The 21,414-nt window shown below is 60.0% G+C and carries 17 protein-coding genes and 1 tRNA gene; 9 read left to right on the top strand and 9 right to left on the bottom strand.

The features are described from left to right. Positions 1-24: 24 nt before the first annotated feature. The 5 genes from AC56PL_RS20780 to AC56PL_RS20760 all read right to left on the bottom strand — a co-directional run bounded on the left by AC56PL_RS20780 (position 25) and on the right by AC56PL_RS20760 (position 6,439). Positions 25-333, bottom strand: coding sequence for a hypothetical protein (locus AC56PL_RS20780; RefSeq protein ID WP_482137734.1), 309 nt, complete (start codon positions 331-333; stop codon positions 25-27). Positions 334-371: 38 nt separating this feature from the next. Beyond that, positions 372-1,436, bottom strand: coding sequence for an alpha/beta fold hydrolase (locus tag AC56PL_RS20775; protein ID WP_497155031.1), 1,065 nt, complete (start codon positions 1,434-1,436; stop codon positions 372-374). Positions 1,437-1,517: 81 nt separating this feature from the next. Continuing rightward, entirely contained in the window at positions 1,518-3,983 is a 2,466-nt protein-coding gene (locus AC56PL_RS20770; protein ID WP_497155030.1) for a CaiB/BaiF CoA transferase family protein, read from the bottom strand. 60 nt (positions 3,984-4,043) lie between these two features. Beyond that, on the bottom strand, positions 4,044-5,168 hold the full coding sequence (locus tag AC56PL_RS20765) for an amidohydrolase family protein (protein ID WP_482137729.1): 1,125 nt from the start codon (positions 5,166-5,168) through the stop codon (positions 4,044-4,046). A gap of 605 nt (positions 5,169-5,773) precedes the next feature. Further along, a complete protein-coding gene (locus AC56PL_RS20760; RefSeq protein WP_482137728.1) occupies positions 5,774-6,439 on the bottom strand; it encodes a TetR/AcrR family transcriptional regulator in 666 nt (221 codons plus the stop codon). A 463-nt stretch (positions 6,440-6,902) separates the two neighbouring features. Here AC56PL_RS20760 and AC56PL_RS20755 point away from each other — a divergent pair, with 463 nt between their 5' ends. The 6 genes from AC56PL_RS20755 (at position 6,903) to AC56PL_RS20730 (ending at position 15,048) form a co-directional block, all read left to right on the top strand. Beyond that, on the top strand, positions 6,903-7,874 hold the full coding sequence (locus AC56PL_RS20755; RefSeq protein ID WP_482137726.1) for an ABC transporter permease: 972 nt from the start codon (positions 6,903-6,905) through the stop codon (positions 7,872-7,874). 155 nt (positions 7,875-8,029) lie between these two features. Further along, on the top strand, positions 8,030-8,860 hold the full coding sequence (locus AC56PL_RS20750) for an ABC transporter permease (RefSeq protein WP_497155029.1): 831 nt from the start codon (positions 8,030-8,032) through the stop codon (positions 8,858-8,860). An 81-nt stretch (positions 8,861-8,941) separates the two neighbouring features. Beyond that, complete coding sequence (locus AC56PL_RS20745) at positions 8,942-9,988, top strand: ABC transporter ATP-binding protein (RefSeq protein WP_482137724.1); 1,047 nt, start codon at positions 8,942-8,944, stop codon at positions 9,986-9,988. Further along, positions 9,978-10,982: an ABC transporter ATP-binding protein gene (locus AC56PL_RS20740; protein ID WP_497155028.1), complete on the top strand. Its 1,005-nt coding sequence runs from the start codon at positions 9,978-9,980 to the stop codon at positions 10,980-10,982. Before AC56PL_RS20745 ends, AC56PL_RS20740 begins: the two co-directional genes overlap by 11 nt. Positions 10,983-11,219: 237 nt before the next feature. Continuing rightward, positions 11,220-12,608: an ABC transporter substrate-binding protein gene (locus AC56PL_RS20735; protein ID WP_482137720.1), complete on the top strand. Its 1,389-nt coding sequence runs from the start codon at positions 11,220-11,222 to the stop codon at positions 12,606-12,608. A 1,921-nt stretch (positions 12,609-14,529) separates the two neighbouring features. Further along, positions 14,530-15,048, top strand: a complete 519-nt coding sequence (locus tag AC56PL_RS20730; protein ID WP_497155027.1) for a DUF4188 domain-containing protein — start codon at positions 14,530-14,532, stop codon at positions 15,046-15,048. 121 nt (positions 15,049-15,169) lie between these two features. Here the strand turns inward: AC56PL_RS20730 and AC56PL_RS20725 are convergent, their stop codons facing one another. Continuing rightward, on the bottom strand, positions 15,170-16,771 hold the full coding sequence (locus AC56PL_RS20725; protein WP_482137716.1) for an MFS transporter: 1,602 nt from the start codon (positions 16,769-16,771) through the stop codon (positions 15,170-15,172). Positions 16,772-16,872: 101 nt separating this feature from the next. On the opposite strand from AC56PL_RS20725, the gene AC56PL_RS20720 reads away from it, so the two are divergent. Both AC56PL_RS20720 and AC56PL_RS20715 read left to right on the top strand, forming a co-directional pair. Beyond that, positions 16,873-17,556: a TetR/AcrR family transcriptional regulator gene (locus AC56PL_RS20720; protein WP_497155026.1), complete on the top strand. Its 684-nt coding sequence runs from the start codon at positions 16,873-16,875 to the stop codon at positions 17,554-17,556. 516 nt (positions 17,557-18,072) lie between these two features. Further along, a complete protein-coding gene (locus AC56PL_RS20715) occupies positions 18,073-18,213 on the top strand; it encodes a hypothetical protein (RefSeq protein WP_495518186.1) in 141 nt (46 codons plus the stop codon). A 382-nt stretch (positions 18,214-18,595) separates the two neighbouring features. On the opposite strand, the gene AC56PL_RS20710 is transcribed toward AC56PL_RS20715, so the two are convergent. Then, positions 18,596-18,668, bottom strand: a tRNA-Ala gene (locus AC56PL_RS20710). A 44-nt stretch (positions 18,669-18,712) separates the two neighbouring features. Beyond that, positions 18,713-19,897 carry a divisome protein SepX/GlpR gene (sepX, locus tag AC56PL_RS20705; RefSeq protein WP_497155025.1) on the bottom strand — a complete coding sequence of 395 codons (1,185 nt, stop codon included), beginning with the start codon at positions 19,895-19,897 and terminating at the stop codon, positions 18,713-18,715. 267 nt (positions 19,898-20,164) lie between these two features. Here sepX and AC56PL_RS20700 point away from each other — a divergent pair, with 267 nt between their 5' ends. Then, positions 20,165-20,755, top strand: a complete 591-nt coding sequence (locus tag AC56PL_RS20700) for a dihydrofolate reductase family protein (protein WP_497155024.1) — start codon at positions 20,165-20,167, stop codon at positions 20,753-20,755. 22 nt (positions 20,756-20,777) lie between these two features. Here the strand turns inward: AC56PL_RS20700 and AC56PL_RS20695 are convergent, their stop codons facing one another. Next, a complete protein-coding gene (locus AC56PL_RS20695) occupies positions 20,778-21,380 on the bottom strand; it encodes a GNAT family N-acetyltransferase (RefSeq protein ID WP_495518189.1) in 603 nt (200 codons plus the stop codon). Positions 21,381-21,414: the final 34 nt, after the last annotated feature.

Here is a 21,414-nt window from a genome sequence, read left to right as displayed (position 1 = left end):
AGTAGTCTCCGTGCAGGTTTCATGTCAGTCGGATGACGGGAGCTTTTTCGATTGCTCGATCTCTAGTCGGGCTCCGCCGATGGTCAGGGTTCCCTCGCCCGCTTTCACGCAGAGGATCTGAATACCTGACTGCGGCTCGCTGTAGCGTTTGCCCATCTGGCTTCCGCCCATGAGGGCAGCGTCGGCCGGAGTTTGTTTGTCGGCTGGGGCCGAGGCTGCGTCCACCATCGGGAGGCCGCCGCACAACAGAGTCGCGTCCTCATCCGCAGGTTTACGTACCACAACCACTTTGGTCGAGCACACTACGCTCTGTAGCTGCTGTCCATTCTTCATTTCACTCCTCCGTAAAAGCTGGTTCGCCGAACCAGTAGTCAATTCAAAACTTTCGTAGCGCTGCGGGTTACCACAGGTTCGCCCGTTTGCGAGGGAACGATTGATTCTGCCCACCGGAAAACTCGATTCCAGAGCTGCGCGCGCGATCGGGCGACAAAGTGGTTGTGCGCCATGGATTCAGCGGTGAAGAAAGTGATGTCAGTACTGCGGAGGTACTGTGGGGCTTGCATTTCCACGCGATGCCAAGGTTCGTGGTCACCGCCACCGATGAAGACCGGCACTGTGATCTCACGGACTACGGCAGCGATACTTCCAGGCATCAAGGTCAACGTGCCGACCAGTGGGGGAACCCTCGTCGCAACGCCGGCGAACGCGCGCATTGCCCGGGGGTCGGTGTCGGGTCGGACGAACTCGAACGGTTCCGGATTGTCCTGCGCGCCAGCCGATCTACCAGACGAGGAGAAACGGGTACGCGCGAACTTTTCGAGATTTTCCGGGCTGATCGGGCCCTGCGCGGCCACCTCGAGTTCCTCTTCGGAAAGAAGGTGTGGCAAGCCCTGCGTGGTGAACCCGAGCGATGCAATGGCCACGTGCTGCCCGGACTCGACTTGGGCGATGTTCGTGAGCATCGCGCCCATCGAATGTCCGACCCCGATGGTCGTCATGGACATCGGCCAAGTCACCAGAGCAGCGATGTCCTCCAAGGCCAGGGCGAAGGCTTTCGTATTGGCACGCGCTACCGCCTCAGGCGTCAGCCACCGCTCGTCCGCAGTCGATCTACCCGTGCCCAGGTTGTCCACAATGATGCAACCAAACCCCGCCGCGATCGCGCTGTCGGCAAAGCTGTACCCGTCTACACCGTCATGACCATCGACCTGAAGATCGAAATACTGACCCGTGCATCCGCCGCCCGGCACACAACACAGGACCGTCAGTTGCGAGTCCTCGGGGGCTATGGGTGGCAATACGACATCTACCCAGACGAGCCACTGACCAGACTCATCGATTACGTCCGAGACGTCGTATCTTCCCGAGAATCTGTGCGGGATCTGATCCGTATCGGATACAGGGTTATTCATCAACGGTTCTCCCTCTACCGCCAACCTGCGACTTCCTGCGTAGGTTGTGCTCTGAAATCGGTTGGGAAACCCGGGCTCTCGCATGATTGCCCGGGCGCCCAAGTCCTACGAAGTCACGACTCCCGCAGGGGCCGCAACAACCACACCAGCCGAAATCAGATCATCGACTTCTGCAGCCTCATAACCAATTACATTCTCGAGAATCTCGCGACTGTCGGCGCCGCACGTGAGCGGCGGCCCCTGGATGACTCCCGGGGTCTCCGAGAAGTCGATTCCGAGTCCGACCGAATCGAATCGGCCGACATGCGACTGGGGAGACGAGGTCATCCATTTGCGAGCCAGCAATTCTGGATCGTCGAACGCCTTACGAATGCCCTCTTCCTCACTGATCTCCGCCGGCACGCCGTGCTGGTCGAGGACCTCACGCCAATGTTCCGTCGACTCCGTGGCGAACACCCGCTCCAGCGCTGCGCGCAGGACCTTGTCGTTCTCACGACGCGCTGCTGCGTCGACGAAGTCATCAGAGTCCAGCACATCGCTGCCCACGGCGGTCCGCAGAGCAGCCCAGTGCAAATCCGACAACGCCGCCAGTGAGAGCCAGCCGTCCGCCGCTTCATACACACCGTGGAGTGCGTTGAAGCCAAGGAGACTGCCATCGACCTTATTTCGGTCAGCCTCAACACCGTCGGCACCAACATAGGTGTTCGAGGCATGCAGCAGAGCCGCGTACAGGATCGACGTTTCGACGAACTGACCTTTACCCGTCCGCAAACGCTCGTAGTATGCCTGCAGGATTCCGATCGCAGACAGGTAGCCGTTTCCGGTATCTCCCATCGACGTCGTGGACCACATTGGCGAACCACCGTCGTCCATTCCGCCGTCTTGCCACGCGGGGCCGGCGAGCGATGCGCCCGTCTGGTCGTTCCCGGGCTGCCCTTCGCGGTAGCCCTTGTCGAATCCCCGTGTGTGGCAGTAGATCAAGTTCGGGTTCGTGGCTTTGACCGAGTCATAGTCAAGGCCGAGGCGGATCGCCGCGTCGTAGCGCATGTTGTGCTGCACGATGTCTGCCTTGTCAATGAGACGGCGGACCGCCTCGAGCCCTCGGGGGTCTTTCAGATTGACCGAGAGGCTGCTCTTGCCGCGGTTCGCGGCAAAGGCCACATGCGTGGACTGCCAGTAGTAGTCCCACAGTGTGTTGACCTTGACAACGGTGGCGCCGAGGTCTGACAACAACTGGGTTCCGAAGGGGCCTGCGATCGCCAACCCGAGGTCCACCACCAGCACCCCGTCGAGCGGGGCTTTACCTGCTCCTCGCGATTCCTGCGATGAAACCGCCGATGCGCCTCCGACTGTTGCTGCCGCCTCCGATTTCACCTCCGCTGTGTGCTCGCCGAATCGCGGCGCACCCGTGACGGGATTGCCCTCGCTCCGCTCGAGCCTGATGACCGAACCCAGCATGTTCAGCGGACCGAACTCAGCATCATCGACCACTGCCACGCACCCGTCGGCGAGCATGTGTTCATCTTGCAGAGCCTCTGCCGGCGATTGAACGGGCTGCAGACAAACGTTGGCAACGCGAGCAGCCTCGACCCACTCGTCAGCCGCGAAGCGCTTGAAGGCATCTCGCATCTCAGGCAAATAGTGCCAGTAGATGATCAGATCTTCTGCACCGGTCATGAGCCGGTCCGGATCGTCGGACGGGCGTATGTTGGTGGGATCGAGTTTGTCTCCCTGCGATGACCCGAGGACAAACTTCGGGTTGGGAACCCAATGCTCGATCCACCGGCCATCGGCGCACTCGAAGAAGCCCATCGGTGAACGCTGATCAAAAACCCAGGTCCAGAACAACTCGGCGTCGGGATTCTGCGCTCGTTGCAGCATACCCACGCCGGCAGTCATCGCACCCTGCAGAATCGACGTCTCCACCAGCTGTCCGCGCCCGGTGTTTTCCCTTGCCACCAACGCCGCCGATGCACCCATCATCGCCAGATACGCGGCGCCGATGCTCGGCCAAGGAGAGGCTACAAACAACGGCCCTTCACGATCGGGTCCGTCTACCGCACCTTCCGGAGTTTCCATGTCACTCAACGGAAACTCCGGGTCACTGTTGTTCCAGTGCAGATGCCCACCGATTTGCGATCGTTGCACCCACTGCAACCCGGTCCGCGCAGCGACCAGCGAGTCGTACGCCGGCCGCCCCGCCGATTCGGTGTCGGTTCCGTATCCAGTGATCGAAACGTAGATCAGCCGCGGATTCACCTTGGCCAAAGTCTCGTAGTCGATTCCGAGACGAGTAGTGACACCCGGACGAAAGCTTTCGACGACAATGTCGGCCGCGGCGGCCAACTTCACGAACAGGTCTCGGTCTGTCCCATCCTTCAGATCGAAGACCGCACTTCGCTTGCCTCGATGCCACACCCGATAACCGGGTTGGGATGCGAAGGGGTCGCCCTCGGGGCGCTCGATCCTGGTCACCTGTGCACCGTGGTCTGCAAAGACCATGGTGGCCATCGGCCCGGCAATACCCCAGGACAGATCGAGGACCTTCAGTCCGTCGAACACTCCAGCCATTGTTTGTACCTCTTGATCCTTAAGTCAGCCGCAACACAATTGCGTTGCAAACGATTTCATTCAGAGTTGCCAGAGACGCTCTGCGTTTGCGAACAGAATTTTGTCGCGCTCTTCGTCGGTTGCACCAGGCAGAAGGTGCGAAGCGATGTCCTGAGAGTGCGGCCAGCTCGACACGGGATGCGGGTAGTCCGAGGACCACATGACGTTGTCGATTCCGAGGCATTCCTTCGCGTGCCGCAAGACCCCCGGCTCATCGATGAAGGTGACGAACATATTCCTGTGGAAGTATTCGCTCGGAATCGCCTTGAGCCCCGGGAACTCGTATCCCTGACGGATATTGCAGTCGTCAACGGTGTTGAGCCACCAGGTAACCCAGCCAACACCGGGTTCGACGAAGACCGTCTTGAGCTTGGGGAAACGCTCGAAGATTCCGGTCAGCAACCACATACCCATTGCTTCGGCACTCGAGAGCGCGACCATCGGGGTGAAAACACCACGCTGCGGGGTGGGGTCGCGCTGGGCAAGGTTGTCCAGCGAAGTATTCATTCCGATGTGCAACGCGATCGGAATTCCGGTTTCCTCGATGACGGCGAGAAGGGGCTCGTACCGTTTGTCCCAGTAGTCCGGCAAGCCGAGTTCCGAAGGAAACACCGGCAACTGAATGGATTTCACGCCCACCTCAGCAGCGTGCTTGACCTCGGCGACAGCAGCCTCGATGTCGTGAATCGGGATCTGAAAGTTGACCAGGAGACGCTTGGGATCCGCCGAAGCCCACTGCAGCAGAGTGGTATTGAAGGCACGGGTGGCTTCGCGGCTGCCCTCTTTGAGCATGTACAAGTAGCGGAAAGCACTGACCTCGCAGTACGTGATCGACGATTCGATCCCGTCGGCGTCCATATCATCCAAACGCGCCTTGGCATCGGTGTGACCGGGCCGGCCCTTTGACGGGTGCGCTGCGTTGGCGAAGGCCGTCAGTTCTTCGGTGACCTTTTCACCGTTCTGTTCGCGCCACAGCGTGTTGGTCGACATGGACATCATACCCTTCATGGACTCATAGAACTCCGCCAGAGCGGCGTCGTAATCACCATGAAACTTCGTTGCCAAGTTGGCCTTGACCTGCTCATGAGCCAGATCCACATGGTCATCGGCGGAGATCAACCGGTACTTGTTCTGCGTGCGGGTCATGGGGGTCCCTTTCCTTCTATGTGATGGGCAACACAGACGGTATAGTAGTTACTATAATTGCGCAAGATCATCCGGAAGCGACAAGCAGCCTGAAGGCAACACAGACAGTGGAATTCGCAGGTCGAACCACGATATCGACTGTGCAACAAAAGTTTTGACCCGCGCTCCGAAGACACCGCTCAGCGCAGGGACTGAATCCGCGACGAGATGCCCAACGGAGTGGCGGCGACAAACTCCCCGAAGCAGAAGTGTTGCAGGTCAACGGAAAACGGCATCAAGACACCGTCCGCGAAATCAAGGCCGAGGGGCGGAGGAGACTCCATCTGATGGCCGGAAGCAGCACTCAAGCTGCGCGGCAAAGAGTCGAGGTTCTGGAATTCGACGAGTTACACGAGCTTTGCGCTGGCGATACCGCCGCGGGAATGCACTAGCGTCCGACGACCGAGACCTCAAGCATCGCGTACAAAGTGCTCCACAATCCCCGAGCACACAGCCGGACTCATCCACCAATTGGCCGGGTTACGACTACTTTCGTTGGACCATCAGGACCAGGCCCTCGAGATGTTCGACCATCTGAAGCCCTGACGTACGACCTGAACGGACAGTCACTTCCCTATCGTCCGATCATTGTTTGCGTCGGAATTGCGGGCGATCGCATCGATGAGCGTGGTCACACGGGCGTGGAAATCATTTTCGATGTCGACAATCGTCGTCAGTGCCGAGTCAGCCCGAATGACGTGAGTGAGGATGATGCTGCGCATCACTTCAGTCACGAATTGGTCACTGATCGCGTGATCCGGATTCTCTTCCTGCACCCGATCGAATACGTCCTGTATCCGTGACATCTGCTGCCGAACCTCGTCAGACACAGATGGCGTTCGGACCAAGTTCAGAGAGATCTCCAAACCGGCAAGATATTGCCTGCGGCCGAAATAGCCGTTCAGGTAGTCGAACACGGACCACAGCTGCTCTCGCGTTGTTGTTCCTGTGAACTCGAAGTCGCGGGCATGGTCCACCAGCTGGTCGACTTGATCGGTCATCACTTCGAGCATCAGTTGCTCGCGCGTGCCGAAGTGGTACTGGATGACACCCCAGGTCAAACCGGCCCACCGGGCTATCTCGTTTGAACTCGCCCGGTAGTAACCCTTCTCGTCGATACATGCTATCGCCGCGTCCAGTACTTTGCGCCGTGTCCCGGCGCTGCCCCCCTTGGCGGTACTCACCGCTCGCGAAGACGCAGGCTTACGGGAACGTCCAGCAGAGCCAGTCATAAGCGGTGAGTCTAGACCCTGCCGAACTGAGGTTCGGCCGCTGCCTCACGTTTGGCGGTTGAACGAGCAGCAGCGGGTGGTCTTCCCCCGCAGTCGCATAGTCGGACAGCGCAATTCAACTCACGACTCGCCGTCTGAGAGTGCCCCACGCGACGACCGCAACGGCTGCGACAACGAGAATATGGGCGCCCTCGACATTCTCTACTCATTCAGTCATAGTAACTGCTATGGTTCTCCTCGAGTGACGACCGACACACCTTAGCGCCTTTGTAGGTGCGCACACTTTGCCCCGTGGGACGCACGCGGTTGTAGGGCTGCCCATGGCGCATGGCTTGCTCCTGTCCCCACGCGTCACCGCATTGACGAACAGCCACACCGCCCAGCCGGCGCCTTCCGGATCCTCGGTCAGAAACCCCAAACACCGACGTCGGAATCAGTACGTCCGGCCGCTACCAATCAAGAAATGGGAGAACGTATGTCGAGACACTCGTTCGCGATCGACAGGGTTGTGCGCAGCATCCTTGTCATTTTGTTGGTGACATTCTTTGTCAAACTATTGATGGGGATGTCCAAAGGATCCGTTGCCAATACGATCCTCGGAGACAGTGCCACCCCTGAAAAGGTCGCCGCACTAGAGTCCGAACTAGGTCTCGACCAGTCGATATGGAAGCAATACTGGAGTTGGCTCTCACATGCGCTTCGAGGCGACCTCGGCGACTCAATGACCACCGGGCAATCAGTGATGCAAGCCATCATAGATCGGCTTCCAGTGACGTTGGAATTGGCAATTCTGGGATTGTTGATGGCTCTGGCCGTATCCATCCCCCTCGCAATCATCTCCGCCTATTTCGTCGACAGCCCGGCGGACCGCGCGATCAACGCTGTCTCGTCGATGCTGCTGTCCATCCCAGCGTTCGTCGCTGCCCCAGTTCTGCTGTACTTCTTTGCGCTGGGAACAGGTACTTTCCCGGTCGCAGGTTGGAACAGGCTGAGCGAAGGGCTCGGAGCAAACCTTCAATCGGCCATGTTGCCGACCATTTCAATTGCTTTGCCCGTCATCGCTGCATTCCATCGGATTCTTCGCTCTGATCTGCTGACCACACTGAATGAAGATTATGTGGCCGCAGCCCGCGCCAAGGGCCTGCCCGATTGGTACGTGATGCTGCGTCATGTACTGCGACCGTCGTCGCTATCGCTGATCACTGTCGCAGGAATCAACTTCGGGCAACTGATCGGCGGCACTGTGATCGTAGAAACGCTCTTTAGCCTACCCGGCTTGGGTCAGTTGGTGTCGACGTCAATCGCATCCCGTGACCTCGTAATGGTCCAGGGCGTCGTGGTTTTCATCGCCGTGAGCTACGTCCTGATCAACACACTTGTCGACCTCAGCTACTCGCGTCTCGACCCACGAGTACGGAAGGTCGGCGCCCGCTAGCCCCGACCGTCGTTGAAACCTGGCCCCGGACATCACCACAATTTTGAAAAGGCATCGACACCGTGAACTCTCCACTCATCCTCAAGAAACGCAGTCCGGTCGCTGAATTTGCGAGCCCAGATACGAACGGGAAGCCCACCCGCAGATTGCCGGACGTGCCGTTGCCGCCCAAGCAGCGTCGGATCTTGGCGTGGATTGCGTTCGCATGGCTAGCCCTCATCGGCCTGCTCGCACTGTTCGCACAGGTCTTGCCCATCGCCGATTACGAAGTCCCGATTGCCACCCCCCGCCTGTCGCCCGCTCTCGGGTCGCTTGATCTGTTGCTGGGAACGGACAATCTCGGTCGATCGGTCTTGTCACGATGCATCTACGGTGCTCAGATATCGCTTGTTGTAGGCATCGTCGCCGGGGTTGCAGGATTTACGATCGGAGCAGTTTTGGGCTCCATCGCCGGCTACGCCGGCAAGAAGGTCGACTACGTCATTTCGCTGATCTCAGACGCGATGCTCGCGTTCCCGCCGCTCATCCTGTTGCTCACGCTCTCCTCAATCTACGAGCCGAGTCTCATGACCCTGCTGGTGGGCCTGACGTTCATCATCACCCCTACATTCATTCGGCTGGCGCGAGCAAACACGATGACTTGGGCTTCCCGCGACTTCGTCCGTGCCGCAAAGAATCTCGGCTTTGCCCCTAGCCGCATCCTGATCCGCGAGATCTTCCCGAATGTTCTTCCTACACTGTCCACATTCTTGCCGCTTGTAGTCGCGGCCATGATCGTCGCCGAAGGCTCATTGAGCTTTCTGGGTCTTGGTGTCCCACCCCCGACACCGAGCTGGGGAGGAATGATCGCGGATGGCAAGGACTCGCTGCAGACCGCGCCGTTCATCGTATTCGTACCCGCGACCATCATCTTCCTGACAGTCTTCTCTCTCAATCAGGCCGGCGATTACCTACGAGGCCGATTCGACCCCACCCTGGCGAAGTAACGATTTCCAAGCGATCGAAAACGCCGTGACATTCGCACATTTGATCAGCCCCCAACCGCAGTCCGAAAGGCGTGATTTTCCATGGCCCCAGCCAATCTTCTCGACATCGATGATCTCAGGGTCTATATCGGCACGAAGCGCGGAGCGGTCCGCGCCGTGGACGGTGTCTCGCTGGGACTGGGACACGGACGGTCCCTGGGAGTCGTCGGTGAATCCGGATCTGGGAAATCGATACTTGTACGGGCGATCATGGGCCTGTTGCCGCCCCGCTCCGCGATCTCTGGATCAATTGTTTTCGATGGCCGGGATCTTGCAGAACTCACCCCAAAACAGAAGCTGAACGTCTGGGGTCCAGAGATTTCCATGGTCTTCCAAGATCCCGGCCGTTCGCTGAACCCGGTTGTCAGAGTGGGCAGGCAATTGACAGAAGGCATGCGGCGACACCTCGGTGTCAGTCGCACAGAAGCGAAAGATCGAGCGCTCAGTCTTCTCGAGGAGGTCGGCGTACCAGATCCCCCCAAACGTATGCAGGCGTATCCATATGAAATGTCGGGCGGTATGCGACAGCGGATCATGATCGCTATCGCGTTGTCCTGCGAGCCAAAGCTTTTGATTGCCGACGAACCGACCACCGCACTCGACGTGACGGTGCAACGGCAGATCATCGATTTGCTTCGTCGTGTCCAGCGCGATCGAGACATGTCGATGATCATGATCAGCCACGACCTCTCGGTGATCGCCGGGCACACCGACGAAGCAGCCGTCCTCTACGCCGGACAAATGGCGGAAATCGGCACCACGCGTGCGCTTTTCGCGAGTCCTCAGCATCGCTACACGACCGCCCTGCTCGACGCGACGCCCGATCTCACATCACCCCCGCACACCAGACTGGGCCTGATCGAGGGATCGCTACCGGACCCGGTAGCAGTAACAGCGGGATGCCGCTTTGCCCCCCGATGCAGCCAGGCAGCTGCCGTTTGCAAAGACCAGGAACCGACGCTCCAACAAGTGGGTGCAGGAGACCAGGGTCACCTGGTTGCCTGCTTCCACCCCGTCAGTGGAACCAATAACGATTCCGAAACCATGCACGACCTGAAAAAAGAAGGGGCACTGTCAAATGGCCGGTAGCGGAACAGCCCACCTACGTGACAACGATAGTTTGCTTCGAGTAGTCGGACTTGACGTACGCTTCCCCACTGCCGGGGGGACTGTGCATGCCGTGTCGAACCTGAGCTTCGATGTCGAGCGAGGCGAAACTCTCGGCATCGTCGGTGAATCCGGTTGCGGCAAGTCAACAACTGGACGTGCAGTTCTCATGCTCGAGCGAATCGACGGAGGTGAAATCACTTTCGACGGCGAACGTCTCGACAGCATGAAACCGCGTCAAGTTCGCTCGCTTCGCCGACGTATGCAGATGATCTTCCAAGATCCAGTTGCCTCACTCAATCCGCGCCGCACCGTCGGAGACATTGTTGTCGAGGGCCGACAGGACATCGATTCAGCATCCAAGGATGAGTTGATCAAGCAGACGCTCACTGAAGTGGGTCTGCCGCATGAACGATTTGTCGATGTGATGCCCAAGGCTTTGTCGGGAGGGCAGGCGCAACGTGTCGCGATCGCCCGCGCGGTGACAATGCGTCCGGATTTGATTATTTGTGATGAGCCCGTTTCAGCGCTGGACGTGTCCGTTCAGGCGCAAATCGTAAATCTTCTCGAGGACCTCAAATCCGAGTTCGGCCTCACGATGGTCTTCATTGCACACGATCTCGCCGTCGTCCGATCGATCAGCGATCGAGTCCTCGTCCTTTACCTGGGCAAGATTTGCGAAGTCGGCGATCCCCAACTCGTGTTCGCCAATCCAGCACATCCCTATACTCAGGCACTGATAGATTCCATCCCAATTGCCGACCCTGACAAGGGTTTTGCTGGACCATCACTCGCCGGCGACGTACCCTCTCCACTCAATCCCCCGAGCGGATGCCACTTCCATACGCGATGCCCCAAGGTGCAAGATAAATGTAAGTCCGAGGAGCCGACCATCGCGGAGGTCGCGCCCGGCCAATTCGTCGCCTGCCACTTCCCAAATGTGAACGATTCAAAGCCAAAAGTGGAAGCGTCCTGATCCCAAACTTCCAAACAGTTACCAGCATTCTGAGCCTGTGAAAGGGAATCGATGAGAATAACGAAACCGGTTGGCGCACTGTTCTGCGCCGCCACAATGACAGTGGTCCTAGCGGCTTGCGGGGGATCCAGCTCCAACAGCGGCACTGGGGCAAGCGGACCGCAGGGCGATCCCGTCAGCGGCGGAATCGCCCGATTTGCTCAGATTTCCGAACCGCGGGCAATGGATCCCGCAATTATGCAGAACAACTTGACCAACGCTGCTCTCGGCAACTCCGTCTTCGGCACACTATTGGTCAACGATATTGCGACCACCGAGATCAAGCCGTCCATGGCGGAGAGTTTCACAACTACAGACGATGGAACCAGTTTCACACTGAAGTTGCGCCCGGGCTTGAAATTCAGCAGCGGTTCGGATTTCACCGCTGAGGATGTCAAGTTCAATTGGGATCGGTTGAAGGCCCCGGACGCAATCGGCGCGGCCAACAACATCAGCGTGGCTCGTTTGCTGGCCGAGACGACCGTCGAAGACGATCAGACTCTCAAAATCGTTCTGACACAGAAGAACCCCAACTTCGGACAAGCTATCGTCACGACGACGCTCAACTGGATCGCCGAGCCGGAAGCTCTTCAAACGGGCATGCAGGGCTTTGACGCTGCACCCATCGGTGCCGGGCCCTTCGTTCTTCAAGAGTGGACCCGCGGCGACGTCATGAAGTTGACGAAGAACGCCGGCTACTGGGACGCGCCCCGGCCATATCTCGATGGCATCGAGTTCCGGGCATCGCCTGACAGCGTTCAACGGATCAACAACGTGATCTCCGGAGGCGCTGAGATCACCATCGAATCGAATCCGCCGCTGACACAACGCGCGGTCGATGCCGGACTCAGCGTCCATGGCCAGAAGTTCAACGGCGGCGCGGCAGTGACTCTGAACACCGCCACAGGACCTTTCGCTGACCCAGTCGCTCGCGAAGCGCTCGCCAAAGCCATCGACGTCGATGCGTTGAACCTAGCCGTCTACAGCGGACTGGCGGAACCGGTGAAGTCCTTCTTCAACGACGATGCTCCGCTGTACGCGGGTGGATCGACCACCCAGTACAACAAGGAAGAAGCTCAGAAGTTGTTCGATCAACTCGCAGCGGCAGGAAAGCCCCTGAGCTTCAATTTGACGACGTACCCCGGGATCGAATCCAAGTCGACGTCCGAGGCCATCCAAGCCCAGCTGAGTACCTACGACAACGTGAAGGTCGAGATCAAACTTCTCGACTACAACCAGGCTTCCGTGGTCACTACAACCCGCGAGTTCGACGCGCTCGGTGCCGCCCTGCCGTTCAATGACCCCGAGAACATCGTGTGGAGCGGCCTGAACTCCGCGTCCAGCGCCAATTACATGGGAATCGACGATGCGGAACTGACGGACGCACTCAACAGGGGCCGCGAGTCGAGCGACCCCGAGGTCCGCAAGGAAGCGTACAAAACAGTCCAGGCTCGAATTTCCGCACTGAATCCGCTGATCTTCACGGTGCGCAACTCTGCCAACTACATCACCGGCGCCAATGTGGGCGGCGTCGAGATATACGGACTTGGCTCGTTTGATCCGAGTGGGGTGTGGATCGCGAGCTAGGCGTGATCTGAACTGCTAGATCCACGCAGACCTGATACTGGTGGGACCCGGATCGATTGGGGTCCCACCAGTCTCAGGTTTCAGCACAATCGTCTTAGCCAGGCAGACCCGATGCGGGTTTCGGTGACCGAACCGAGGCCGCTGGCCAACACTGCGGTACGCGTCGCCTGGACCGTACGTGTCGGGTGCCAGTTCCAACCGGGTCAGGTCGATCTTCAAATTCAGTTCCTCTCCGTTGCCGCGGAAATCAACGTCACCGACACATTGCTCAGGTCGCACACCTGAGTTGGTGCGCTGTAGAGCCACGAGTGACGCCGGCGGAGTCCTATCAGTTCCTGATGGAGGTGGTAGAGCGAACTGCCGTCCGGCGCGAGGTCCGCAGGGTGAGAGGGACATTGGGGGCGATTGGCGTCGTCATCGCTAATGCGATCCTCCCTCACTCCGCGGAAACCCTGCTCGTCGATTCGGCACTCTGACCGACTTCTTAGGGAACACGAGAAGGTCCACACGATTCCGCCGGTGGCACCGCGCGATCGCAGACCCAGCGTCCCGTCGGCCAGCACCACCTCAGGACGGACAGGACTCGGCTGACCAGGAAAATCCTTCACTCTCCGGGCCGTACGCGGTGATCTGTCAGGCCAACTCTCAAGACGGATCAGACGCCAAACGAGGCCAAAAGCGGGACCGACGAGAAATCCTGCGGACAAACTGCGGACAGTAAGCCAAACGGAAAACTAACAACAGTAGGCTAAAATGGCCCCTGAACTGCAAAGAGAGAGTGGAGCTAAGGGGAATCGAACCCCTGACCTTCTCGATGCGAACGCGATCGACTGGACGTTTGCGGGTGTTGGTCGATGTTGAGAATCGGAATCGTCGCAGTTGGTGGCGTTTTCGGCGTTGACGCGCGATGGCGGGTGTTGGAGATTCTGCGGACAAACTGCGGACAAAGTCTTGAGCCGCACAGGCGACCATGACCAGCCAGTGATGCCCCAAACATGCCAACCGTCACCACTCGCCTATTCGCGGCCACCGGAACTTGGAGAATCGATATTACCCAGCACTGAAGCGGTGGCGTTCGTACTTGACCACGCCTCCTTCGACCCACACCTTCGGTCATGCCTTTGCTTTGGGTTTACGGAAGCAGTCATTATCGGCTCCACCCACTCAGGTCCTCGAGCTGCGCTAACTGGTTTTAGTGGCACGCTTTTTGTGAGAATTCGGTAAGAGTGGCCTGACGCGAGATCCAACGACCTAGGTCAGGGCGTCAGATTCCAGCGCAGGACGTTGACGGCGCCTTCCTCATCGGAAAATGGATTGCAGTACAACATCTGGCCCTGCGAATCAGTGGCGGTCGCGGACAAGTCGTAACAGATATCGCCCGGCGCAATCAGCGGATTGCCCGACAGCTGTTCCTGCGCATTCGGGTTTGACGCTACCCAAGCTCTTGGTTCTGTCCTCTGATGAGCATCCGACCCCTACAAGAGCAATCGCCGCTATCCGTACAGCCATTCGCCACATGTCCACTTTTCCTAGTAGGAACGACCGCTAACCACAGGTAAATGCCGACCACATGGAATCCGGCCGTCGGAGCACACACATCCCGTCTCACGGTGTCAATGAGTCTCCTACAGAGCTCCGTTCACCGGCGTTCAGAACGCCGATCCAGCGCTGCACGCAATCCTCGTTCAGGAGCGTGACCGGTTGAACGAGACGATCGACTTCCTCACCCATAACCGCGATGCCATCGCCGGGTACCTCGAAGCGCTCGAGAAAGGTGAGCCACGGCCCCGGAAGAGCCCTCGGACACGTCGACGACGAGCGAGGCGAGCGTGAATACCGGCTGATTGAACGCTCCGCCTTTCTACACACAACTCAAGTCTCCAAATCACCCGCGCGCTTTGATGTAACGAAGTTATAGTCGATGGATCGGGTTCGACTATTGAGGTTGGAGCGTGAAATGACGGTTGTTAAAACGACCCACGATCGTACGTCTGGCGACAACGTGGTCGTGTTTCTCCTAGGAATGCGCATGAGCAAGATCTGGCGTGTTGATGCGTGGCTGCCTGTTCTTGTCGGGCAGTACCGCATGGTGAAACAACTCTCGCGTGACCCGGACTCCGGCCTACTCGGCTACCGCACCGTGTTCGGCAAGGACGGAGGAACGTCCATCCAGTACTGGCGGGACACCGAGTCGCTATACGCGTACGCAGCCGATGCGGCACGCCTGCACCGACCGGCGCAGAAGGCGTTCTTTCGACGCGAGAAGAAGGCCGTTGCCGCAGTAGGTATCTGGCACGAGACCTATGAGGTCGCCGCCAGCGAAACCATCTACGGCGACATGCCACCGATCGGGCTTGCCAAAGCCCTCGGCCAGGTACCGATCACCAAAGACACGATGCGCGCCAGGCAGCGCCTGGGTTCACGCAGATTCACTCGGTAACGTCGTGTTCCCGGTCGTCGTGAGCCCCTTCCACAGTCAGTCCGTCCGGCGCCATCAACAAATGGCATCCAAACGACACGAAACACGTTGCACGATAATTGATCCCGCGCGAAGTGTGGGGCTATCCGTCTACCATTGACGGGTTCTCCGGCGCCTTCGCGTTGTTGTTGTCGGGGTCGCCACCAACCGGTGCAGTGGGATGGGCAGGCAGGTAGATCAGAGTGAGCACTGCCGCGACGGCCGTCACCACGCCCGCGACCACGCAACCGGTGGTGAAGCCATCCACGAAACTCAGGCGCGCGGTGTCGGCCAAGCGTGCTCCCACGTCGGCGCCGAGTTGTCCGAGCGTCGCTGCGGCCTGTTCGGACGCTGCGAGGGCCGCTCCCACCGACTCGCGTGCCGGTTCCTGTAGCTGCTCTGGAAGTGACCCGGTGTGCAGGTGGTCGCGGTACACCGAAAGCGCCACCGACCCGATGACCGCGACACCCAGCGTCCCACCCAATTCGCGGGTGGCGTCGTTGACCGCCGAGCCCATCCCCGCCTTCTCCGGCGACACGACACCCATGATCGCCTCTGTTGCAGGCGTACTCGTCAATCCGATACCCGCACCCAGCAACACCATCTGCCCAACGATGCTCCAATACCCGGTGTCGATGGACAGCGTCGACGCCCACCCGAAGGCAGCGCTGAGCGACACCAGACCGAGCGCAACAACAACTTTCGAGCCGATGACGACCGCGATACGAGGGCCGAGCATCGAGGCGACCGCGATCGACCCGGCAACGGGCAACATCCGCACACCCGTCTCGAGCGCCCCGTAGTCGCGCACCGACTGAAAGTACTGCGTCACCAGGAAAATGAAGCCGAAGAGCGCAAAGAACGCACTCGTGACGGCGCCGCTCGCCGCGGTGAAGCGCAGGTTCGTGAACAGTCGCACGTCGAGCATCGGATGCTCCACCCGGATCTCGTGCAGCACGAACACGATCAGGACAATTGCGGCGACCGCGAATCCAACCAGGGTCGGGACCGACGCCCACCCACGATCGGGCGCCTCGATGATCGAGTAGACCAGCGTCCCGAGCGCAACGGTCGACAAGACCAGCCCCACGTAGTCGAGCGGAGGGGTAGCCGGGTCGCGGGAATCAGGCACGAAGCGCAGAGCGAACAGCAGCGTAACCGCTGCGGCCGCGCCGTTGAACACGAGAATCGAACCCCACCAAAATGATTCGAGCAGCGCACCTCCGACCACCGGTCCGACCGCGACGGACAGGCCCGTGGCAGCGCCCCACAAACCGAGCGCCTTGACCCGTTCAGAGCGCTCGGTGAACACGTTGGCCAGGATCGACAGGGTCACCGGGTACACCATCGCCGCGGCGACACCGGCCACCGCCCGCCACACGATGAGCGTCGTGGAATCGCTGCTCAGCGCACCCCCCATCGACGCGATCAGGAACACCCCCAAACCGATGAGCAGCAGCGGCCGGCGGCCGAATCGATCACTCAACGAACCGCCCGCCAGAACCAGTGCCGCGAACGCCAGGTTGAACGCATCGACAATCCACAGCAGATCCCGAGTCGACGCACCAATCTCGGTGGCCAACGTCGGCAGCGCGATGTTGATGATCGTCGTCGAGACGTTCACGACGAACACCGCCAAGCACAGTGTGATCAGTACGGCCGTTTTGTTGACAGACCTGGTCGAGGACTGGCGCAGGGTCAGCATAATGAAGTTATAACACGGCGACAGCAGGATTGACACTGCCACCGAGGCCGGGGTCGCTTAGCCGAGAAGGCCCATCGCCGACGGTGTGAAACCATGTCCTGGTGGCAAGCGCGCAGGAGCGACACCAATCCGAGCCCGACGACTCGGTACGTGAACGCCTGATCCGGTCGACCGTAGATCTGCTGGCTCAGTTCGGCCCTGAGCAGTTAAAAGTTCGGACGATCACCGACGCCGCCGGGATCTCCACCATCGCCGTCTACCACCATTTCGGCGGGTTGAAAGAACTCCTGCAGGATGTGGTGGCCCACGGGTATGCAGATCTGGCAGCAGCCATGGAGGCCGCCTCCCACGCCGACGCGGATCCCGGGGTGCAGCTGTTCGCCATCGCCCTGTCCACCCGCAGCGTGGCCCAAAGCAACGCCCACCTCTACGACATGATGTTCGGCTTGTCGACCCGAGGCACCTATCGATACGTCGGATCCCAAGAACACAAGACCGCCAACGGATTCGCGACCGCGTACGCAGTGCTCGCTGACGCCTGCGAGCGATTGGCACAGTCGGGTCGGGTCTCGCCCATCCACAGCAGCCAGATCGCGGCCGAGTTATGGAGCGCTGTACACGGTTTCGTCACCCTAGAAATCGCCGGTCACTTCGCTCACTTCGCCGACCCAGTAGCGATGGTGCTGCGTCCCATGGCGGTCAACCTCTTCGTCGGCATGGGCGACGAACGCGCCCGCGCCGAAGCGAGCGCTGAACGGGCCATGCTGTGGTGGTCACAGCAATAGCCGAGATTTGATGGCGCCAGGTGCAGATACGAGGCGCACGGTCAGGGCGCAGATTGCAAGTCCCTGCCCGGAGACAAACCGTTCGCGTCCCACGCCCGGCCTATGTGAGAGGTCGGATCATGCTAACGGGTTGCACCACCCGCATCGGTCACGCATCGAGCCAGGTGAGTGGCTGGGCGTCTGCGCTAATTGGATTTAGCGCAGGCGCCGGAAAGCGCGGTTATCAACCACACCCCGCGAGTCCTCTAGGGGTCAAGCACTTTGAGTGGCGGATTCTCCGATTTCGACCGAGGCGGAGTCTGCACGTAACTCGGTACGCAGAGGTTACGCAGCGCCGAAACCGCGCATAGTCATCCACCGGGGCAAACACGAATACCGCTCCCCCACTGCGTCGTTCGTAAATACCCGCACTAGCCGACGCAATCGGGATTGGATGCCCATCGTTATCTTGTTTCCCCTCGCACACCGGACTCCCGATTGGCCGAGATGGCCGCACTATGCCCACGCAGCTTCGACATGACCCGACGGCTAGTCAACATCAACCGCGCGGTCACCGACGCCAACGGCGTGGTGTGGGGCAACCCGGAAGATCACGAGCGCCACGCTGCGCACTTCTGCCTGCCCGTCGACGAAATCACCGCACTCATCGCGAAATGAACCTGGAACAACCACCGGCCGCGCCGGGCTACTCCGGGCCCCGAACTATCAATTCGACACCTTGGCCGACTTCTCAGGAGAACACGAGAAGGTCCACACGGCGCCGTTAATCGCACCTCACGATGTCAGAACCAAACAATCGCGTCGACCGGCATAATTTCAGATCGACATATCCAGCCTGAGCACGGAAAACCCCTCACGATCCGGCGCGTCCGCGGTGATCTGTCAGGCTAAGTCTCGAGACGAACTAGACACCAAACAAGGCCACAACCGGCGCTGACAAGAAATTCTGCGGACAAACTGCGGACAAACTGCGGACAGTAAGCCAAACGGAAAACTAACAACAGTAGGCTAAAATGGCCCCTGAACTGCAAAGATAGAGTGGAGCTAAGGGGAATCGAACCCCTGACCTTCTCGATGCGAACGAGACGCGCTACCAACTGCGCTATAGCCCCTTCGTTGCCCTCGCGAGCAACTTGAACAGGTTAACACTGGGTCGTTACTGGCCCACAACCCGACGGTAGGAATGGTCGCGGTCGATGTCTTCGAGGCGCGCGGCAGGCACGTAGCGGGGCAGATGATCGAAGATCGGGTCTTCGTCGTCGATCTCCAGAACGATCGCTCCGGGCCGGCGCAGGCGGGCGGGAATGCTGGCGCGCGGGTCGATTTCTGGGTGTGCGCGACGCTGTTCTTCCTCACGCCGGGCACGGGCCAGACGACGCATCCGCTGCTGGTAGATCCGCTGCTCGTTGCGCACTGCGCGGCGCAGGAAGAACATGTAGCCGACGAGCCCGGCGACCAACAGGCCTGCCACGACCCAACCGGCTGTTCCGACCATCACACCCGCGAGCATGCTGACCAGAGCCAGGACACCCAGCAGTGCCATCACACGCTGACGGAACCGGTAGCGCTTGTCGCTGCGTTCACGATCGGCTTCCGGGTCGAAGCCGCCGCGGCGGGCTCGGCGGGCCGAATTGTCTTCGGCCACTTCCTCGTCGGCGTCGTCATCTTCGTGGTCGTCGTATTCGGCGTCGTCCTCGAACTCATCGTCGTCGTACTCAGCGTCTTCGAGGTCGGCCTCGTCGAGCCCGCCGTCTTCGAGTTCGGCTTCTTCGGAGTCCTCGTCGATCTCCGCCTCGATGTCGTCTTCTACCTCAGCGACGGAATCGTCCTCGTCGGCTGCGGCGGTCTCGACATCGTCAGCCTCGTCGACAACGTCAGCATCGACCTCTGCCTCATCGTCGGCTTTCGCCTCGATGTCGGTATCGGCGTCGTCCTCGACCTCGGCATCAACGACATCAGCGGCAGAATCGGCTTCGACGGCAACCTTTTTCATCACCGGGGTCTTGTCGACCTCAGGAGCCTCGGTGTCGACGACGTCAACGTCCTCGTCGACCTCGGTGACATCAACGTCGGCTTCTTTGACGGCCGTGGCGGTTCCACCCTTCGCAACAACCTTGCGGTATTCGCGAACCGGCGGTTCCCATTCGGCGTCGTGCGGATGCCGGCCAGAGGCCATGCGTCGTTTGGTCTTCGCAATGGTCCGGCCACCGCGGTGGAGCACGCGCGTTGCCAGCGCTGCATCAGATGTCTTGCGCACGGTCGGCCGCGATTTCACGACCATCGGCACCAAAACAAACAGCCAGATCGCCACCAGACACACCCACAACAGCGAGTTCGGCATGGGCAGCTCCTTCCCTTCGGCAACCTCGCTCGACCAATCAGTCGAGTGCGCGTTTGTCACACCAGTAACAAGCGCTCCAAGCCAGGCTATGGCCATAGCCTGTTCAAGCAGCGAAGACGCGCCGACAACCCGTCGATTTGTCAAGACTGAGCACAGAGTGTGCAGCGACTGGATCAGCTCGTGTTAGGCATCGTCGAATTCAGTCGAACCCGCCGTGCCGAGTCCACTAACGTCAGCGGTAGCCCAGATCGATCGAAAGTGGAGCGTATGCCGAAGCTTGTGTACTACATCGGGATTTCGATCGACGGCTACATCGCCGGACCCGACGACGAGGTGGACTTCTATCCGATCTCCGACGACTACATGCAGTGGATGCTGGACGAGTTCGGAGACGCTCTGCCAGGGCATGTACGTGCGCAGGCCGGCATCGCCGACAGACCATTGACCAGATTCGACAGCATCATCATGGGACGTCGCACCTACGATCCGGCGTTGGCCCAGAACATCACGAGCCCGTACCCGCACCTCAACCAATATGTGGTGTCCCGGGAGCTGCGCGTGGACGATCCAGCCATCACGGTGATCCGAGGTGATCCCGCCGCCTCTGTCGACATGCTCAAATACGAGGAATCCGACCTGGACATCTACCTGGCCGGTGGCGGAAATCTCGCCGGTCAGCTACTCCCCCAGATCGATGTGCTGGTGGTCAAGACGTACCCCGTGGTCGCCGGTGCGGGGCGTCCCGCGTTCGACACACGGTTCAACCCGACGCAGTTCGCCCTCGAAGACGTCCAGACCTTTTCAGGTGGCCACATCGTGTCGACCTACAGCCAGAAAACATCCAACTTCCTCGACTGACCAGAGCACTGGTCCGGCGAGGTCAGCGCGTTGCTCTCCCATCGCGCACAAGCGTTTCGACGGCACCGCCGGGCAGTTCTTCGATGGTCAATGCCAAGAGGATGTGGTCGCGCCACGATCCGTTGACATCCATGTAGCGCTTGAGTAACCCCTCGTCGCGGAACCCCACTTTGTGTAGCACCGACAGCGACGCGGCATTGTCCGGCTGAACGGTCGCTTCGAGCCGGTGCATTCCCACGGTCGAGAAACAGTGGTCGACGCCCAGGGCAAGGGCACCGGTGGCCACACCACGACCGGTGACCGCAGCATCGACCCAATAGCCGATCCAGGCGTTGCGCAGCGCACCGCGCTGAATGTTGCCCACCGTGAGTTGTCCGCAATATTCGCCGTTGAGCTCGATGACCATCGGCAGCATGTTCCCGGCTCTTGCCTCGGCCCGGAGCACGGAATGCAATCCGGGCCAGGCCGCCGGGTTGTGCCGCGCCGACCACAACCCGCTACCGGTGGGCTCCCACGGCATCAGTGAGTTCTGATTCTCGATCCGCAACCGACTCCACGCCCGCGCGTCACGCAGCCGGACCGGCCGCACCGTGACGGTGCCACCCGCCACGCCGATCGGTCCCAACTTTGCCGGCCACCCTCGCCGCGACGTATCCCCC

It is taken from the genome of Williamsia sp. Y721 (assembly GCF_059683565.1).
This window is presented reverse-complemented; position numbering and strand designations above follow the sequence as displayed.

Bases quoted from the DNA above. Each gene is read 5' to 3' on its own strand.
- AC56PL_RS20780 (WP_482137734.1), bottom strand. From the start codon at position 333: ATGAAGAATGGACAGCAGCTACAGAGCGTAGTGTGCTCGACCAAAGTG.
- AC56PL_RS20770 (WP_497155030.1), bottom strand. From the start codon at position 3,983: ATGGCTGGAGTGTTCGACGGACTGAAGGTCCTCGATCTGTCCTGGGGT.
- AC56PL_RS20765 (WP_482137729.1), bottom strand. From the start codon at position 5,168: ATGACCCGCACGCAGAACAAGTACCGGTTGATCTCCGCCGATGACCAT.
- AC56PL_RS20760 (WP_482137728.1), bottom strand. From the start codon at position 6,439: ATGACTGGCTCTGCTGGACGTTCCCGTAAGCCTGCGTCTTCGCGAGCG.
- AC56PL_RS20755 (WP_482137726.1), top strand. From the start codon at position 6,903: ATGGGAGAACGTATGTCGAGACACTCGTTCGCGATCGACAGGGTTGTG.
- AC56PL_RS20745 (WP_482137724.1), top strand. From the start codon at position 8,942: ATGGCCCCAGCCAATCTTCTCGACATCGATGATCTCAGGGTCTATATC.
- AC56PL_RS20740 (WP_497155028.1), top strand. From the start codon at position 9,978: ATGGCCGGTAGCGGAACAGCCCACCTACGTGACAACGATAGTTTGCTT.
- AC56PL_RS20735 (WP_482137720.1), top strand. From the start codon at position 11,220: ATGCAGAACAACTTGACCAACGCTGCTCTCGGCAACTCCGTCTTCGGC.
- AC56PL_RS20730 (WP_497155027.1), top strand. From the start codon at position 14,530: ATGGATCGGGTTCGACTATTGAGGTTGGAGCGTGAAATGACGGTTGTT.
- AC56PL_RS20725 (WP_482137716.1), bottom strand. From the start codon at position 16,771: ATGCTGACCCTGCGCCAGTCCTCGACCAGGTCTGTCAACAAAACGGCC.
- AC56PL_RS20715 (WP_495518186.1), top strand. From the start codon at position 18,073: ATGACCCGACGGCTAGTCAACATCAACCGCGCGGTCACCGACGCCAAC.
- sepX (WP_497155025.1), bottom strand. From the start codon at position 19,897: ATGCCGAACTCGCTGTTGTGGGTGTGTCTGGTGGCGATCTGGCTGTTT.
- AC56PL_RS20700 (WP_497155024.1), top strand. From the start codon at position 20,165: ATGCCGAAGCTTGTGTACTACATCGGGATTTCGATCGACGGCTACATC.